Here is a 17,448-nt window from a genome sequence, read left to right on the forward strand (position 1 = left end):
ATCGTCAGGTGGAAAGGGCTTCCATGGCCTCATCACGCAGGGGTGTGCTGGCACAGGCCAGTACGGTGCCGTCACTTTCCAGTGTCAGCGGGGCGCCGGACCAGTCCGTCAGGCTGCCACCGGCCCCCCTGATGATGGGGGCCAGTGGTCCCCAGTCCCATGGTTTGAGCGTATCTTCCGCAATGAGGTCGATCTGTCCCAGAGCCAACAGTCCGTAAGCGTAGGCATCTCCTCCCCATGAGGTCCGGCGGACTTTTTGCTGAAGTGCCTGAAACTGCCGGAACCGGGCAGGACGGAAGATTTCCGGTGCCGTGCAGGAAAGCTCAGCCTCTTTGAGGCGGACAGTTTGCCGGGTGCCGATGGTGCCGGGCATGTGCGGGGCGACATAGCGGCTGGGTTCGCCATCTAGCCCCAGCCAGCGTTCATTGGTGACGGGCTGGTCGATCAGGCCCAGTACGGGACGGCCTTCATGAAACAGTGAGATCAGTGTCGTGAAGCTTGGTCGGCCCGTTACGAAGGAGCGTGTGCCGTCAATGGGGTCCAGCACCCAGAGCCAGTTTTTCCCCGGAGTGCCAGAGGCACCGGCCTCTTCGCCCAGGATGGCATGATGGGGAACATGCTTTTCCAGAATGGCCCTCATGGCAGATTCGGCTTCCCGGTCGGCCAGGGTGACGGGGCTGTCATCGGCCTTGGAGATGATGGTGAGGGACTGGCGGAAATACGGCAGGATGACCTGTCGGGCAGCATCGGCGCAGCGCTGGGCAAGGGCCAGATGGGAGGAAAGATCAGACTGACGCATGAGGATTGTGCCTTTTTCCTGCTGAGTTGATTGACGTGGACAGGACCGCACGGCAATCAGGGATCATGCAACCGATTATTGTCATTCCCTCCAGAATTGCCTCCACAAGGCTTCCACGCAAGGCTCTGGCCGAGATTGATGGCGAGCCCATGATCGTTCATGTCGCCCGCCGGGCTGTGGCGGCCGGGTTGGGGCCTGTCCTCGTGGCGGCCGGAGATGAGGAAATCCGGGACGCTGTGGCAGGCATGGCGGGGGTGAAGGCCATTCTGACAGACCCGGCCCTGCCAAGCGGATCGGACAGGGTGCAGGCGGCGATTGAAGCTCACGACCCGCAGAGGCGGCATGACTGCGTGATCAATCTTCAGGGTGACCTCCCTCTTGTGGAGCCGGAGACCCTCCAGCAGGCCTTGCGCCCACTGGCAGAAGGGCGGTTCGACATCGGGACACTGGTTGCCCCGGTGCAGGGTCCCGAGGAGCGTGACGCCGAGTCGGTCGTGAAGGTGGCCTGTAGTTTCCAGAGTGACGATGACGTGGCCCGGGCACTCTATTTTTCCCGGTCCGTGATTCCGTGGGGTGAGGGCGTGTACTGGCATCATGTGGGTGTCTATGCGTGGCGTCGTGAGGCCTTGGCCCGGTTCGTTACCCTGCCGCCCTCCGGGCTGGAAGAGCGGGAAAAGCTGGAGCAGCTCCGTGCGCTGGAGGCGGGCATGACGATTGGCTGTGCCCGGATTGCCACGGCTCCCTTGGGGGTGGATACGCCGGAAGACCTTGCGAGAGTCCGGGCCAGAGTGGGGGAGCAGCCATCATGCCGGTAATTGCGTTTCAGGGGCGGCCGGGAGCTTATTCCGATCTGGCCTGCCGGGCCACACGTCCGGGCTGGGCCACGCTGCCCTGTCGCAGCTTTGCCGAGACGATCGAGGCCGTGCGGGATGGTCTGGCGGATGAGGCCCTTCTGCCATGCGAGAATTCCCTTGCCGGTCGTGTGGCAGAGATCCATGCGCTGCTGCCGGAAGCGGGATTGAAGATCGTGGGGGAGCATTTCCAGCGGGTGGAACACTGTCTGTTGGGTGTGAAGGGGGCACGGCTTGAAGATGTGAAGCGTGTCCATACGCACCCTGTGGCGATGGCGCAGGTCCGGGGTCTTCTGGCACGGTATGATCTGGAGCCGGTAACGGAGTTTGACACGGCGGGAGCCGCCGAGCTTGTGGCAGGCTGGGGGCGCAGGGAAGAGGCGGCGGTGGCGTCCTCCCTAGCTGGAGAGCTGAACGGGCTCGAAGTTCTTCTGCGCAATGTGGAAGATGCCGCCCACAATACCACCCGTTTCTACCGTGTGGCCCCTCCGGACGCTGTGGTGGAATCCGTGGCAGGCCAGCCGATGATGACGACGCTGATCGTTCATGTCCGGCATGTGCCGGGGGCATTGTGTGATGTTCTGGCCTGTTTTGCACGGCATGGGGTCAACATGACACGGATTGAAAGCTACATGCTGGGAGGCTCTTTTGAGGCATCCCGTTTTCTGATGGACATTGAGGGGGCGCCGGATGACAGGGGAGTTCGGGAGGCTCTTCTGGAGCTGGCAGGGGTGAGCCAGGATCATCACGTGCTGGGCACCTACCGGCGGAGTTCGTTTCGGGATGAGATGTGACCTTTCTCCAGCGGAGAGGTCTCATTATAATGGCAGCAGAATGTCGGCTGGCGAGGTCAGCCCACGGATTTTTATGAGCAGGGACAAGGGTGGAGAGTAAAGAGATGGCACAGAATATCAATGAGCGGTACCACAGCTCGCTGACCGCCCTGATCACCCCCATGAAGAAGGACGGCACGCTGGACGAGCAGGCCGCTACCAGGCTGATCGAGCGTCAGATCCAGGGCGGGACGACAGGCCTCATTCCGTCCGGGACAACGGGGGAAAGCCCGACGCTCTCCCATGCGGAACATGGCCGTGTCGTGGAGCATTGTGTGGAGGTGGCTGCTGGCCGTGCGCTCGTGATGGCCGGAGCAGGCTCCAACAGCACACATGAGGCTGTGGGTATGGCTCGTCATGCTCACAAGGTGGGGGCCGATGCCCTGCTGGTGGTCGTTCCCTATTACAACAAGCCGACGCAGGAAGGGCTGTACCGCCACTTCATGACGGTGGCTGACGCCACGCCGCTGCCGCTCTGGCTGTACTGCATCCCGGGCCGTTCCGTTGTGGACCTGACGCCGGAGACCCTGGGGCGTCTGGCCAAGCACCCGAACATTGTCGGTACGAAGGATGCTACGGCCAATCTTTCCCGTCCGCTGGCCGTGCGGCGGGAGGCTGGGGCGGACTTCAACCAGCTTTCTGGTGAGGATGGGACCATCCTGTCCTTTCTGGCCGCCGGAGGGCACGGCTGCATCAGTGTGACGTCCAACGTGGTACCGGATCTCTGCTCCCAGCTCCATCGTCTCTGGCGGGAAGGGAAGGTGCAGGAGGCCATTGCTCTTCAGGACAGGCTGCTGCCGCTGCATGATGCCCTGTTTGCCGAGACCAGCCCAGCCCCGGCAAAGTACGCCATGTCCCGTCTCGGGTTGTGCGAATCCACGCTGCGCCTGCCAATGGTGGAGCCGACGGAAGGAACGAAGAAGCGTGTGGACGAGGCTCTGCGTTTGCTTGGCCTTCTGGATTAAGACGGACCATGGCAGCCAGCAAGAAAAAAACAAAAGGTGGGCTCATTTCCCATGGCATCGCTGCGCAGAACAGGAAGGGCCGTTTCAACTATACCATTCTGGAAACGGTTGAAGCGGGTCTTGTTCTCAAGGGGCCGGAGGTCAAGAGCCTTCGCATGGGCCGAGCAACACTGACCGAGGCCTACGCCGTAGAACGGAATGGTGAGCTGTGGCTCATCAATTCCTATATTCCGGAATATCAGGGAGGGGTGCTGTCCCGGTTTGATACACGGGCTCCTCGTAAGCTGCTGCTGCACCGCAAACAGCTGGCCAAATATATTGGAGAGGTCACCAGAGCCGGGGCTTCACTGGTCCCGCTGGACATTCACTTCAATGCCCGTGGTGTAGCCAAAGTGACACTTGGTCTTGGTAAGGGGCGCAAGAAGGAAGACAAACGCCACGCCATTGCAGACCGTGACTGGCAGCGAGACAAGGCCCGTCTGCTCCGTAACAAAGGGCGTGGAGATTATTGAGGGGAATTCCCCGTTAAAGCTGCCCCGGGGCCAGTAGTAGCAGGATGGGATGCCCGTTTCTGCTGGTTGTGGGCAGAGGATACAGAAAACCCCACGTTCCTTACGGGCCGTGGGGTTTTTCTTCAGCGGATGCGGAAGACTGTCTTATTCGGCTGTAATCTCTACAGCCTCAGGGCCTTTGTGTCCCTGAACAACCTTCATGCCGATCTGCTGGCCATCAGCCAGACCATGCAGGCCAGAGCGCTCCAGAGCAGAGGCGTGGACGAACACATCCTTGCCACCTGTCTCAGGCGTAATGAAACCGAAGCCCTTCGTGGTGTTGTACCACTTGACGATTCCACGCATTTCCTCGGCCTGGGACAGGTCCGGAGCAGGATGGAAACGTTCCTGGCGCATGGGGGCAGGGCGACGGGGGGCTTCTGCTGTGGCCGTGCTGGCATCGACAGAAATCACCTCAGCCACCTGGCGGCCTTTCGGCCCCTGGCCGACACGGACAACAACGGTCGTTCCCGGTGCAGGCTCAGCATGGCCGAGGGCGCTGATCGTGTTGGCATGGAGGAAAACATCGCCACTGCCATCGCTCAGGCCAACGAAGCCAAAGCCACGCTCGGTGTTGAACCATTTGACGGTACCGGTGATCTCCGGACCTGTCGGGGTGATCTGCGGGCCACCACGGCCACCGCCACGGCGGGCGCCACCGCCAAAACCACCGCCACGCGGGGCATCGTAACTGCCGCGATCATCAAAATAGGAAGGCTGGGTCATGAAATCGCGGTCAAAACCGCCGCGGCGAGAGGAAAAGGAGCTGCGGTCGGATCTATTATTTCTCAAGGGTCTCGTCCCGTACTGGGGTCATCAGGGAGGAAGCGGTCGATCCGCTCCCTCAGGGTCATTATGTTGGAAACATGCCTGCATGTTCCACTTCTGACGGTAGCATGTTTTTTCAATTAAGCCACAAGGAAAAAGATGAAATTACGATAATTTTTTCTGCCGTTATTATGCTGCGTCGTCTGGAAGTCTAATTGTAGGCCACTCCTTCGTAGAGATGACAATAATGTAAGTTTATGGCTGAACAAATATTGTTAACAATTTCTGTGACAGTCTTTTATTTCAGCCAGATACAAGCAGTCTGTCCGGTATGGCCCGGTCGAACAGATGCAGGAGGTCCTGGAGGGCCTCTCCCCTTGGCCCTGTCAGGTCGGGGTTGCGGGTGAGTTCACGCTGGCTGTCCTGCCGCATGGCTGTCAGAAGCAGGGAGAGGCGGGTCGGGTCGGCCAGCCGGAAGCCCGGCAGGCCGGACTGTCGGTTGCCTGTCAGGTCGCCACCACCACGGATGCGGAAATCTTCATCGGCAATCAGGAAGCCATCCTCCGTATCCCGCAGGAGGTGGAGGCGACGCTGGGCTGTGAAGCTGGTGCCTTCACTGTGCAGCAGCAGGCAGAAGGATTTCTGTGCTCCCCGGCCGACACGGCCACGCAGCTGATGCAGCTGGGCCAGACCAAAGCGTTCGGCCTGTTCGATGACCATGATGGTGGCATTGGGAATGTCCACGCCGACCTCGATGACCGTGGTGGCGACCAGCAGGCGGGTCTGGCCTTTCTGGAAGGCCGTCAGGGCGTTCTGTCTCGTGTCGATGTCCTGCCTGCCATGAGCCAGCCCGATGATGGGGCCGAAACGTTTTGTGAGCTCCGCCCAGCGTTCTTCTGCCGCTGCGGCACTCTGCGTTTCACTCTCCTCGATGAGGGGGCAGACCCAGAAGATCTGCTTCCCCTGGTCCAGGGCCCGTTTCATGCCGGCGAAGATGTCGTCCAGCTTGCCCATGTTGTGCACGGTCGTATGGATGGGCTGGCGGCCGGCTGGCTTGCTGTCCAGCCGGCTCACGCCCATTTCGCCCCATTCCGTCAGTTGCAGGGTGCGGGGGATGGGGGTGGCGGTCATGACGAGAAGGTCGGTGGCTGCCCCCTTGCTGGCCAGCCTCATGCGCTGCTCCACGCCGAAGCGGTGCTGCTCGTCGATGACGGCCAGGCCGAGGTCGGCAAAGGTGACGCCATCCTGAAAGAGTGCATGGGTGCCTATGGCGATCTTCGCATGGCCATCGGCCAGTTTCGCCAGTGCGACCCGCCGTGCTTTCCCCTTGACGGAGCCGCTGAGAAACACGAACGGCACCGGGCACAGGGCCTCGCACGTGCTGGCATGCTGCTGGGCAAGGATTTCCGTCGGGGCCATGAAGGCGGCCTGTGTTCCGGCCTCGACGGCCTGGAGCATGGCCGTCAGGGCGATGAGCGTTTTTCCGGCGCCGACATCACCCTGGAGCAGGCGCATCATGGGGGTGGGACGCTCCATGTCAGCTGCGATTTCGGCCATGACACGCCGCTGCGCCGGTGTGGGTTCATGGCCGAAACGCTCAAGCAGGGTACGGCGCAGGGAGCCATCGCCCACCAGCGGGCGGCCCGTGCGTGTCCGGGCCTGCATCCGGGCCAGCCCCAGGCAGAGCTGATCCGCCAGAACTTCATCGGCTGCCAGCCGGGCACGGGCACGCTCCAGAATGGGGGTGGGGTCGTCGTCGGAAGGCAGTGTTTCGGGGAAGTGCATCAGCCCAAGAGCCGTGGCGAAGCTGGGCCAGTTCCGTTTTTTCACCAGGGGCGGGTCCAGCCATTCCGGGAGGTCGGGCGGGATCAGGGCCAGGGCGGCCTGCATGGCTTTCCGCACGATGGAGGGAAACAGCCCGGCCGTGAGAGGCCAGACCGGTTCCAGCCACGGGAATCTGTCCTTCTTTTCCCAGGCCATGATGTGGTCCGGGCGGGAGAGGGTCAGCCGGTCATGGTAATGCCCGACCTTGCCGGAAACGAGGATTTCTGCCCCCTCTGGGGGGAGGAAGAGCCGCCCCTTCTGGAAGAAAGTGATCTCCAGCGTGCCGGTGCTGTCTCTGGTGGTCAGGATGGTGGGCTGGGAGGAGCGGACGGGGCGGCGGATGCCTGTCACACGGACACGGCTTGTCAGGATGTCGCCCGCTGGCAGTTTCCGCCCCTCGGCGACGCTCATGAGCCTGCGCCGGTCGATCAGCTTTTCTGGCAGGGTGAAGAGCAGGTCGATGATCCGCCTGCCGCCGCTGATCCGGCCCAGCATCGTGGCGTGGCGGGGGCCTGTGCCCGGCAGGCTGCTGATGGGAGCCAGAAGTGGCGCAATCCGTGCGGAAGGGGGAGCTAGGGGCATGGCATCGGGGGCGGGTGGCTTCCGGGCTGACAGGGGGGCTGTGGAGGGCTATAGGGTAGCAGAACCGGCCGATAATAAAAATGTCCTTAGTGGAGAGCCCGCCCTGATGCCTGTTGATCGTTCTGCCGTTGCGTCCTTTGGTCCGACAGTCTGGGGGGTGCCTGATGGGGCGGTGGCATTCCTGCTCCGTCAGCGTCTGGCGGAACATGAGGAGACGCTTGTTCATGTGGCACATGATGACGCTGCCCTGGCGTCTCTGGCGGACATGCTGGGCTGGCTGATGCCGGAAGTCACCGTCCTGCGCTTTCCGGCATGGGACTGTCTGCCTTATGACCGGATTTCCCCCAATCCTTCCATCGTGGCCGAGCGTGCCGCCACGCTGAGTCACCTTCTGGAGCCACGGCCCAAGACGGGCCGCATCGTGCTGACGACCATCCATGCCATGCTCCAGCGTGTGCCGCCCCGTGCGGCCTTTGCGGGGCAGACCATCCATGTGAAGGTCGGTGATACGCTGGATGCGACCAGTCTGGCGGAACGGCTTGTGGGTAACGGCTACAGCCGTGTGGATACGGTGATGGAACGTGGCGAGTTCGCCATGAGGGGCAGCATTTTCGATCTTTACCCCGCTGATTCCGGGGAGCCTGTCCGGCTGGACCTCTTCGGGGATGAGGTGGACAATATCCGCAGTTTTGATGCCGCCACCCAGCGGTCCACGGACCAGCGGACGGAGTTCAGCCTGACGCCGGTTTCGGAATATGCGCTGGACAAGCCCAGCCTGAGCCGCTTCCAGACGGGCTGGCGGGATGTGTTCGGCGTGGGAGCGATGGAGGATGTTCTCTACCGCCAGCTTCTGGAAGGACGCAGGGCCAGTGGAGCAGAGCATTATCTGCCACTGTTCCATGACGGCGACGGCCAGCATATGGAAACCCTGCTGGATTACCTGCCGGATGCCGCCCTGAGTTTCGAACGGGACACGCCGGAAATCCTGACGGCACGGCTGGACATGATCGCCGACCATTATCAGGCCCGCTGTGCCGCCGGGCATGAGGGGGAGCTGCCCTATCGGCCCCTGCCACCGCACCGGCTCTATCTGAACCGTCATGGCTGGGACGGGATGCTGAAGGGTCACCCCACCGTCCTGCTGTCACCTTTCGCCCAGCCCGATGGCGCAGAAGGCGTGGATGCCGGGTACAGGCCGGGTCCGGTCTTTGCCAGCATGGGCGGTGCCGGACGGGAAGGGGTCTTCCACCAGTTCTCCACCCATGTGCAGGACTGGGCGAAGCAGGGACGGCGGACCTATCTGACGGCCTGGAGCAACGGCTCCCGGGAGCGGATCAGCAGCCTGCTGCGGGACCATGATATTCCCTGCGAGAGTTTCGATGACTGGGCGCAGGCGGCGGGCATGGCCCGTGGGGCTGTCGGGCTTGTCGTGCTGGGCATGGAACGGGGCTTCACCGGGGAGCGTCTGGCCTTCGTGTCCGAACAGGACCTGCTGGGGGAACGTCTGGCCCGTCCGCCCCGGCGCAGGCGCAAGGGCAATGACTTCATCACGCAGATCGGCGAGATTTCAGAGGGCGATCTCGTCGTGCATGAGGAATACGGCATTGGCCGTTATGTCGGGTTGGAGACGGTGCGGGAAGGGCGTGTGGCCCATGATTATCTCTCCATCCTGTATGATGGTGAGCAGCGGCTTCTTCTGCCCGTGGAAAATATTGATCTGCTGAGCCGTTTCGGCTCCGAGCAGGGGGCGGTGCAGCTCGACCGTCTGGGCGGCAGCTCGTGGCAGGCCCGCAAGGCGAAGATGAAGACCCGCCTGAGGGAAATGGCCGGAGAGCTGATCCGCACGGCGGCGGCCCGTGCCATGAAGGAAGCTCCCATCATGGCCCCGGCTGAAGGGATGTGGGATGAATTCTGCGCCCGTTTCCCCTTCATGGAGACGGAAGACCAGTCACGGGCCATTGCGGACGTTCTGGAGGACCTGAGCAGTGGCAAGCCGATGGACCGGCTCGTCTGTGGTGATGTGGGCTTCGGCAAGACGGAAGTGGCCCTGCGGGCGGCCTTCGTGGCGGCCATGTCCGGGATGCAGGTGGCGGTGGTCGTACCCACGACCCTTCTGGCCCGGCAGCATTATATCGGCTTCAGGAAGCGGTTCGAGGGGCTGCCCGTGAAGGTGGAGCAGCTTTCCCGCATGGTCACGGCCAAGGAAGCCACGAAGGTGCGGGAGGGGCTGGCCGATGGAACGGTGGACATTGTCATCGGCACCCATGCGCTGCTCTCGAAAGCCGTGTCGTTCGAACGGCTGGGAATGCTCATCATTGACGAGGAACAGCATTTCGGCGTGTCCCACAAGGAGAAGCTGAAGGCCCTGCGGGAAGACGTGCATGTGCTGACGCTGTCCGCCACGCCCCTGCCACGGACGCTTCAGCTGTCCCTTTCCGGCGTGCGGGAAATGAGCCTTATCGCCACCCCGCCGACAGACCGTCTGTCCGTACGCACCTTCATCACGCCTTTTGACCGGGTGATGATTCATGAGGCCATCCAGCGGGAACGCTTCCGGGGAGGGCAGGTCTTCTGCGTGGTGCCCCGTCTGACGGACATGCGGCACATGGCCGACCGGCTGCGGGAGATCGTGCCCGATGCCCGCATCACGGAGGCTCATGGCCGCCTTACTCCCACCGAGCTGGAAACGGTGATGACGGAGTTCTCGGAGGGGAAATACGACATCCTGCTTTCCACCAACATCGTGGAGAGTGGGCTGGACATGCCCCGGGTCAACACGATCATCATTCATCGGGCGGACATGTTCGGCCTTGGGCAGCTTTACCAGCTGCGGGGCCGTGTGGGGCGGGCCAAGCAGCGGGGCTATGCCTATCTGACCTGGCCGCAGACGCATGTCCTGTCGGCTTCATCCGTCAAGCGGCTGGAGATCATGCAGACGCTTGATTCCCTTGGGGCGGGCTTCACGCTGGCATCTCATGACCTTGACCTGCGAGGGGCAGGAAATCTGTTGGGGGATGAGCAGTCCGGCCATATCAAGGAGGTGGGAATCGAGCTGTACCAGCAGATGCTTCAGGACGCCGTGACGGACCTGCGCCGGATGAGGAACGAAGGCGAGGAGGAAGATACGGGCTGGACGCCGAACATCATCCTCGGCCTGCCGGTGCTGCTGCCGGAGGACTATGTGAAGGATCTGCCCGTCCGTCTTGGCCTGTACCGCCGCATTGCCGCGCTGAAGGATGAAGCGGATGTGGACGCCATGCGGGTTGAACTGGTGGACCGTTTCGGTCCTCTGCCGCAGGAGGTGGAGAACCTTCTGGATGTCGTGATGATCAAGAAGCTCTGCCGTGAGACGGGCGTGGAGCGGCTGGAGGCAGGCCCGAAAGGCATGGTCCTCCAGTTCCGCAGGAACAGGTTCGGCAACCCTGATGGTTTGATCCGCTGGGTTGCCCGCAATGAGAAGGCCGGTGTGAAGATACGGCCTGACCACAAGCTGGCCATGGTGCGGGAAATGACCAATGCCGTGCGCATCAGCATGGCCCGGAAGATTCTGGCTTCTCTGACCAAGCTGCTGGAGAAGGTTCGCCCGGCCGAGGCAGGCTGAAGGTTGCTTTCAACCCGCAAGGCAGGAATGGGGCGGCAATAATGGTGCCGCCCCATTTTTCATGTTGTTGCGGTGTCGGACAGGTTCAGGCCTGTGTGACGAGATAGGGGGTGGATGCAGAGCCGAACATTTCATAATGGATGCGATCCATGGGAATATCCTGCTCCCGCAGGGTGTGGATCATGCTGACCATGAACTCTGTCGGGCCACAGATATAGAAATCAGCCTGTCTGTCCTTATGCGCTTTCAGCCATGAGGGTGTGAGGCGTCCAGTATGGCAGTTCAGGCCATCTGTCCGTTGTGGAAGGCTGTTCATCTGGCTGTAGAACAGGTCTGCCGTAATGGCTCCGCAGGCAGCCAGCCCATGGGTTTTGCGGGCAAAAATTTCGTTGTCTGCTGTCTGGGTGCCATGAATGAAATGGATGGCCGGATGTGAAGTGCGGGTGGTCAGTGCTTCCATCATGGACATGACAGGCGTGATGCCTGCACCGGCAGAGATGAAGCACAGCGGCCTTTCGGAGGAAGATTGCAGGAAGAAATCACCGGCTGGAGCAGAGACATCCAGAGTATCACCTGCCCGGACATCGTCATGGAACCAGCGGGACACGACGCCGTCTTCCTGTTTCCTGACAGTGATGCGGTAATGGTCATCTGCCGGGGCTGATGAAATGCTGTAATTGCGGCGCTCCGGGCCATGGCCAGGGATGTCCAGCCGGAAGCTGAGATACTGGCCCGGCTGGTGCTGCATGACGGGCTGGCCATCCACCGGCTGAAGGATGAAGGAGACGGTGTCAGCCGTTTCCTCATGCCGATCGGCAATGCGGAAGGCACGCCATCCTGTCCAGCCGCCTTTTCTGGCGGCGTGGTCCTCATATATCTGCCGTTCCCGGTTGATCAATACGTCAGCCAGAAAACCATAAGCCTCTTTCCATGCTTCCATGATCTCAGGTGTGGCCTGCTCTCCCAGGACATGGGCAATGGCCCCAAGCAGCGCTGTGCCAACATGGGGGTAATGTTCTGGCAGGATGTTCAGCCCGACATGTTTTTCGGCAATACGCTCGATCATGTCCTTCAGGGCCGTGGGACCGTCAATATGGCGGGCATAAGCGAGGACGGCATAGGCCAGGGCCCTGGGTTGGTCACCATTTTTCTGATGGGAGATGTTGAAGAGGTCTCGGATGTTTTCATCACTCAGAAGGCGGCGATACATCTCTCTGGTGATGTCGACGCCATGAGCCTCCAGGGCAGGAATACAGGCTTTGACGATGGTACGGGTCTGTGGGGTGAGGGAAATGGACAAGGATCACACTCTCTAAAAGATGTATAAAAAATACACCTTTAAAATAGGTCGATACCAGCCGTTGTCAAGCCGGAAGAGACGAGGCAAGGAAACAGGTTGGCAGATGTCATCTTTCTGTTAGTTTCGGAGAAGGAGCCACTGCCACCACGTCTCCTCTTTTGCATGCAGGCTTGGAGTGACGCCGGATCATCTGAAACACGACCGGAAGGAAGCTCCCGGAATGCGTCTGACCCTCTATACCGACTATGCCTTCAGGTCCCTGATCTATCTGGAGACACAGAAGGAGCGTCTCGTCTCCATTGGCGAGATTGCCCGCGTGTACGGCATATCAGAGAATCATCTGGTCAAGGTCGTGCACAGGCTGGGGCGGCACGGCTTCATCAAGACGCTGCGTGGCCGCAATGGTGGGCTGCGTTTGGGCAGGAATGCTGAGGAGATCTATCTGGGAGACATTGTCCGCTGCACGGAGGATGATCTCGCCCTTGTCGGCTGCATGGGCAGGGAGGAGGGAGCCTCTGGCTGCATTCTGGTTGGTGGCTGCCGTCTGAAACAGACGCTGCTGAAAGCCCGATTCGCTTTCATGGATGTGCTGGATGAAGTCACGCTGGCCGATGTCACGGCCCCTCATGAGCGAAGTGTCCTGATGCAGGCCGTGCAGGAAATGATGACTGGAGCGGAACGGTGATGGATGCTGCTGTCAGGGATCAGGGGGTGTTGCTGTCAGGCCACTTCATGAATTTTCGCCAGTTGGCATTGGTGCTCTGGTAGGCAAAGTGTGAGCAGGTATCGAGTGTCTGCTCGACCTGACGATGGGCAACAAAGGCGATTCCTGCTGCCATCAGGAACTGGCTGATCTCATGGAATGGAACTTTCTGGTTTTTCAGGGTGTGGGCGATCCAGCTCATCGTGCCGACAACCATGGCGCCGGGGCCGGTCGAGACCCAGACATTTTCAAAATAGCCGGTTTCCAGAATGTGCCGGACCCGTTGGAACATGGTTTCCATGATATGCTGCATGAGAGGGTTGCCAGCCTCCTGGATGAGCACGTCGTTGTCGAGGCACCATGGTTCGCCGACGGAATAAGGTAACAGCGTCCTGAAATGTGTGCCTCTAGTTATGTCTGTCAGAGGGGCACGGCTTGTTACATCCGCATCAATATAGACGCCGCCTTTTACATGCAGGTAGCAGAGCCGCCAGAAGTCCGACCGCATGGCCGGGTGAGGGCAGACGTCATAGAGGGCGGTGACGCTGGCGCCATAGTGGTCATGGATGAACGCCCGGGCGGAGGCATCACATTCCAGATGGTAGGAGAAAGCCGGGTTGTCATTCCGGATGCCTTTCATGGCAGCCTGGACGTCTTCCGGCGGTTCAGGGCTGTCCCAGAACTGGGCAATGTGCTTCGGAATGTTCCGGGGGAATTCCTGTGGAACGCAGCGGGACAGGACCGGAAACAGGGACTGTTCCAGACCGATCGGCAGAAGGGCAAAGCAGGCGTCCTGATGGCCGCAGAGCGCCCCTATGAAGAGGTTCCGAATCGGTTCTGGATAGTCGTTGAACTCACGGCTCACCACGGAAACCCGTGGCAATGACGTAAAGCTCGCTCGATTCCTTGCGGGAGGCAGGGGGTTTGACGTGCCTGACGACGGCAAAATTGCGTTTCATCAGGTCCAGCATGTCTTTTTCGGACCCTCCCTGAAAGACCTTGGCGATGAAGGCTCCGTCCTCGGCCAATATCTTCAGGGCGAAATCCAGGGCGTTTTCGGCCAGGGCCATGATGCGGATATGATCGGTTGCGGCATGGCCGGTCGTGTTCGGTGCCATGTCGGACATGACGAGATCAGCCCGCCCGCCCAGCATGGCCTGGAGCCGCTCCGGCATGTCGGCCTCCATGAAGTCACCCTCGATGATCTCGGCCCCCGGCACCGGGTCCACCGGCAGCAGGTCCACGCCGATCACCTTGGCAGCTCCACGCTTGACGGCAATCTGTGCCCAGCCTCCCGGGGCGGCCCCGAGGTCCACCACCCGGCTTCCGGGCCTGATGAAGTGGAAGCGGTCATCCATTTCCAGCAGCTTGAAGGCGGCACGGGAGCGCCAGCCCTGCTGTCGTGCCGCTGTCACGTAGGGGTCGTTCAGCTGGCGGTTCAGCCAGCGCTGCTGCGCCGGCGTGCGGCCCCGTGCCTTGCGGAGTTTTACGGTCTGGGTTCGCAGTGTCTGGGAGGTGGCCGCGTCATCCGCCGTATCCCGGGTGCCGGGCGTGCGGGAGTGGCGCAGGGGTTTGCCGGGGATGCGGGGTGGCGTGGCACCGCCCTTTGGCCGGCGGGAGGAAGGAGGCGTGTGTTTCGGACTCATGGAGGGAAAGATAGGCTCTTCCTGTCGCCCTGCAAAGCCTGTCCGTTGCTGCCTGCCCCTTTTTGCCTGTAAGGGATGAGGGATCATGAGCAGAAAGGCTCATCATCTTGAGAAACAGGTACAGCTCTTGAGACAGTTTTACGCCGCTTTTGTTCTGGCCGCTTTGGCCCTGTGTGCTGGTGCCGCTCTGGGGTACGGACATACGCCCAGCCTGTACGGTGCTCTCATGGGCGTGGAGGGCGTGGCCATTCTTGCCCTGATGGAAACGGCTGAATCCATGGATAATGCCATCGTGGATTATGGCATCCTCAAAACCATGTCGCCACGCTGGCAGAAGCGGTACATCAGCTGGGGGATGCCTCTTTCCGTACTGGGGATGCGGTTCCTGTTCCCCGTGCTTCTGGTCGCTCTGGTGGCCGGGCTGTCACCATGGCAGGCGGCCCGTCTCGCCATCATGGAGCCGCAGCGTTATGCCGCCATCATGCTGGGGGCAAAGGACATGATTTCCGCTTTTGGTGGGTCGTTCCTTCTGTTGATTGCGCTGAACTATTTTCTGGATGATGACAAGACGCATCACTGGCTCTCATGGCTGGAGCGTCCGGCAGCCCGTCTGGGCGGGGTGTCAGCCCTGCCGGTCGGGCTGACACTGGCAGTTCTCATGCTCATCACCCGCCTGACAGGGCAGGGGCATGACCCGATGGCCTTCCTGTTCTGGGGCTGCGGGGGGATTGCGGCCTATATTCTGGGCAAGGAAACGCTGGTCTGGCTGATAGGCGAGCCGGGGGCGTCCCGCATGGCGGCTGGCGGGGGGCTGCTGACCTTTCTGTATCTGGAATTCATTGATGCCAGTTTTTCCTTTGATGGTGTCATCTCGGCCTTTGCGATCACGACGGACCCAGTTGTCATTGCGCTGGGGCTGGGCGTGGGGGCGATGTTTGTCCGTTCCATGACACTCTCCATGCTGAAAACGAATGCTCTGGCCGAGTATGTCTATGTGGAGCATGGGGCATTTTACACCATTTTCATCCTTTCCCTCCTGATGCTGGTCAGCGTGCTGGTGGAGGTGCCGGAGTGGGTGACGGGGCTTGTCGGGCTTGTCCTGATTGGTGGAGCATTTCTGGCCAGCGCACTCCGGCGTCCGGTAAAATAAGGAAAAACTTTCCCATCCCCCTTGCGTCGTGGGGGGAATGGGGCTAGAACCCCTCCAGCAAACGCCGCTTGGGAGATAGTTTAGCGGTAGAACTACCGGCTCTGACCCGGTCAGCCCTGGTTCGAATCCAGGTCTCCCAGCCAGTCATGTGGTGTGTTTGCTCCAGGGGGAAGCCCCGACCGCTTGGGAGATAGTTTAGCGGTAGAACTACCGGCTCTGACCCGGTCAGCCCTGGTTCGAATCCAGGTCTCCCAGCCATTTTTCTCAGACAGGTTAATCGTTCCGTTACATTCTGCCCATGGGGTGGTTTGCGTAACAGGGTGCGCCGCTGTAAGCAGAAGCTCCCTGACCGAGACTGGATTATGGTGAGACTGTGGCTGCAAATATTTCTCCTGACCTGATCGCCCGTTATGGCGGCAACCTGCCACGCTATACCAGCTATCCTACGGCGGTCAGTTTTTCTGATGCCATCGGGCCGCAGGAGGTGGCAGACTGGCTGAAGGCCCTGCCGCCAGAGCAGTCCGTCTCCCTGTATTTTCACGTCCCGTTTTGTGACGAGCTGTGCCGCTTCTGTGCCTGCAACACGGCAGTGATGCGGCAGGAAGAGGCACGGGCAGCCTATGGTGACATTCTCTTGGAGGAGATGCACCGTATCGTTGCACTGGTTGGGCAAGGGCGTGTGGTCCGGCATCTCCATTTTGGTGGCGGCACACCGACAACCCTGCCAGAAACGGCCCTGCGTAACGTAATGTCCGCAGTGCGGGAACAGTTCCGGCTGGCTGATGATGCTGAAATCGCCATGGAGATGGATCCCCGTCATGTGCCGGAGGGCATGCTGCCCCTGTTGGCCGAGCTGGGCTTCAACCGCATCAGTTTCGGTGTGCAGGACCTTGATCGTATTGTGCAGGAGACCTGTGGGCGTGTGCAGTCTTACGAGCAGACGCTGGCCTGTGTGGAGCAGGCCCGTGCGGCAGGGGTGAATGGGGTGAATATCGACCTGATCTATGGCCTGCCCTATCAGACAGTCGAGAGCGTACAGGACACGGCCCGGCGTGTTGCTGGAATGAGGCCAGACCGTCTGGCTGTTTTCGGCTATGCCCATGTCCCGTGGAAACAGAAACGCCAGCAGCTCATCCCGCAAGACTCTCTCCCATCTTCGGAAGAGCGGTTGCAGCAGGCGGACAGGATCGACCGTGTTCTGGTTAAGGAAGGCTACAAGCCCATCGGGCTGGACCATTATGCCCATCCTGAAGATGCCATGGCCCATGCCTATGAGGCCGGTACACTGCATCGCAATTTTCAGGGCTATACGATCGATTCATCACCCGTCCTGCTGGGGATGGGAGCATCGGCCATTTCCATGACACCTGACGGATTCTACCAGAACATTCCGTCTACGGCGGCTTATATCCGGGCATTGAAGGAGCATGATGGCCTTCCCGTTGCCCGGGGGGTGTTCCGTACGGAGGAGGACCGCTGGCGGGGGAAGCTGATCGAGACCGTCATGTGCCTTTCGGGCGTGGACCTGACACCCTACATCCCGTCAGGACAGGGTCTGGAACAGGCTTTTGCAGAAGAGCTGGAAGCCCTGCGTCCTTTCGAGGAGGACGGGCTGATCCGCTGGGAGGGCAACCGGGTGAGCCTGACAGAAAAGGGCGGCCCCTTCCTGCGGCATCTGGCGGCCGTATTCGATACACGGCGCAAGGAACTGGCCGCAGCAGGCGAGGGGAAACCAGTCCCCCGTTTTTCTTCCTCCCTGTGAGGAGAGCAGGCTGCAGTCTGTTTTCCTTTGCCTATGGTTACAGAGTGCGTTATGAGACCCTGCCAACAGCTTAATTACCCTTTCAGTGGTGGTAGGCTGACCTAGTTGTATTG

At 60.8% G+C, this 17,448-nt stretch carries 14 protein-coding genes and 2 tRNA genes; 10 read left to right on the forward strand and 6 right to left on the reverse strand.

Annotated elements, in window-relative coordinates:
* Positions 1-4: 4 nt before the first annotated feature.
* On the reverse strand, positions 5-799 hold the full coding sequence (locus J8Z04_RS06380; protein ID WP_192848082.1) for an inositol monophosphatase family protein: 795 nt from the start codon (positions 797-799) through the stop codon (positions 5-7).
* A gap of 65 nt (positions 800-864) precedes the next feature.
* Here J8Z04_RS06380 and J8Z04_RS06385 point away from each other — a divergent pair, with 65 nt between their 5' ends.
* The 4 genes from J8Z04_RS06385 to smpB all read left to right on the forward strand — a co-directional run bounded on the left by J8Z04_RS06385 (position 865) and on the right by smpB (position 3,960).
* A complete protein-coding gene (locus J8Z04_RS06385; protein ID WP_103765468.1) occupies positions 865-1,614 on the forward strand; it encodes a 3-deoxy-manno-octulosonate cytidylyltransferase in 750 nt (249 codons plus the stop codon).
* Positions 1,605-2,444 carry a prephenate dehydratase gene (locus J8Z04_RS06390; RefSeq protein WP_043560427.1) on the forward strand — a complete coding sequence of 280 codons (840 nt, stop codon included), beginning with the start codon at positions 1,605-1,607 and terminating at the stop codon, positions 2,442-2,444. The genes J8Z04_RS06385 and J8Z04_RS06390 overlap by 10 nt, the downstream gene beginning before the upstream one ends.
* Before the next feature lie 104 nt (positions 2,445-2,548).
* Entirely contained in the window at positions 2,549-3,448 is a 900-nt protein-coding gene (gene dapA, locus J8Z04_RS06395; protein WP_043560424.1) for a 4-hydroxy-tetrahydrodipicolinate synthase, read from the forward strand.
* 8 nt (positions 3,449-3,456) lie between these two features.
* Complete coding sequence (gene smpB, locus J8Z04_RS06400; RefSeq protein ID WP_081563081.1) at positions 3,457-3,960, forward strand: SsrA-binding protein SmpB; 504 nt, start codon at positions 3,457-3,459, stop codon at positions 3,958-3,960.
* Between the two features lie 144 nt (positions 3,961-4,104).
* On the opposite strand, the gene J8Z04_RS09435 is transcribed toward smpB, so the two are convergent.
* A complete protein-coding gene (locus J8Z04_RS09435; protein ID WP_081563082.1) occupies positions 4,105-4,791 on the reverse strand; it encodes a cold-shock protein in 687 nt (228 codons plus the stop codon).
* 279 nt (positions 4,792-5,070) lie between these two features.
* Entirely contained in the window at positions 5,071-7,173 is a 2,103-nt protein-coding gene (recG, locus tag J8Z04_RS06410) for an ATP-dependent DNA helicase RecG (RefSeq protein ID WP_192848083.1), read from the reverse strand.
* Between the two features lie 106 nt (positions 7,174-7,279).
* Here recG and mfd point away from each other — a divergent pair, with 106 nt between their 5' ends.
* Positions 7,280-10,774 carry a transcription-repair coupling factor gene (mfd, locus tag J8Z04_RS06415; protein ID WP_192848084.1) on the forward strand — a complete coding sequence of 1,165 codons (3,495 nt, stop codon included), beginning with the start codon at positions 7,280-7,282 and terminating at the stop codon, positions 10,772-10,774.
* 85 nt (positions 10,775-10,859) lie between these two features.
* Here the strand turns inward: mfd and hmpA are convergent, their stop codons facing one another.
* The gene (hmpA, locus tag J8Z04_RS06420; protein ID WP_103765472.1) at positions 10,860-12,074 is read right to left on the reverse strand and encodes an NO-inducible flavohemoprotein; all 1,215 of its coding nucleotides are present in this window, start codon (positions 12,072-12,074) and stop codon (positions 10,860-10,862) included.
* Between the two features lie 220 nt (positions 12,075-12,294).
* Between hmpA and J8Z04_RS06425 the strand changes: the two genes are divergently transcribed.
* Positions 12,295-12,759, forward strand: a complete 465-nt coding sequence (locus J8Z04_RS06425; protein WP_043560415.1) for an RrF2 family transcriptional regulator — start codon at positions 12,295-12,297, stop codon at positions 12,757-12,759.
* A gap of 19 nt (positions 12,760-12,778) precedes the next feature.
* On the opposite strand, the gene J8Z04_RS06430 is transcribed toward J8Z04_RS06425, so the two are convergent.
* Together J8Z04_RS06430 and J8Z04_RS06435 are read right to left on the reverse strand one after the other, a co-directional pair.
* Positions 12,779-13,642, reverse strand: a complete 864-nt coding sequence (locus tag J8Z04_RS06430; protein WP_192848085.1) for a glycosyltransferase family 32 protein — start codon at positions 13,640-13,642, stop codon at positions 12,779-12,781.
* Entirely contained in the window at positions 13,632-14,423 is a 792-nt protein-coding gene (locus tag J8Z04_RS06435; protein WP_192848086.1) for an RlmE family RNA methyltransferase, read from the reverse strand. Before J8Z04_RS06435 ends, J8Z04_RS06430 begins: the two co-directional genes overlap by 11 nt.
* A 127-nt stretch (positions 14,424-14,550) precedes the next feature.
* Here J8Z04_RS06435 and J8Z04_RS06440 point away from each other — a divergent pair, with 127 nt between their 5' ends.
* From J8Z04_RS06440 to hemN, 4 genes are all read left to right on the forward strand, one after another.
* Positions 14,551-15,573 (forward strand): DUF475 domain-containing protein, encoded by a 1,023-nt coding sequence (locus tag J8Z04_RS06440; RefSeq protein WP_192848087.1) that lies wholly within the window; start codon positions 14,551-14,553, stop codon positions 15,571-15,573.
* 69 nt (positions 15,574-15,642) lie between these two features.
* Positions 15,643-15,716, forward strand: a tRNA-Gln gene (locus tag J8Z04_RS06445).
* 41 nt (positions 15,717-15,757) lie between these two features.
* A tRNA-Gln gene (locus tag J8Z04_RS06450) sits at positions 15,758-15,831 on the forward strand.
* A 115-nt stretch (positions 15,832-15,946) separates the two neighbouring features.
* Positions 15,947-17,335 carry an oxygen-independent coproporphyrinogen III oxidase gene (gene hemN, locus J8Z04_RS06455; RefSeq protein WP_192848088.1) on the forward strand — a complete coding sequence of 463 codons (1,389 nt, stop codon included), beginning with the start codon at positions 15,947-15,949 and terminating at the stop codon, positions 17,333-17,335.
* Positions 17,336-17,448: the final 113 nt, after the last annotated feature.

It is taken from the genome of Bombella apis (assembly GCF_018221685.1).
Classification (GTDB): Bacteria; Pseudomonadota; Alphaproteobacteria; order Acetobacterales; family Acetobacteraceae; genus Bombella; species Bombella apis.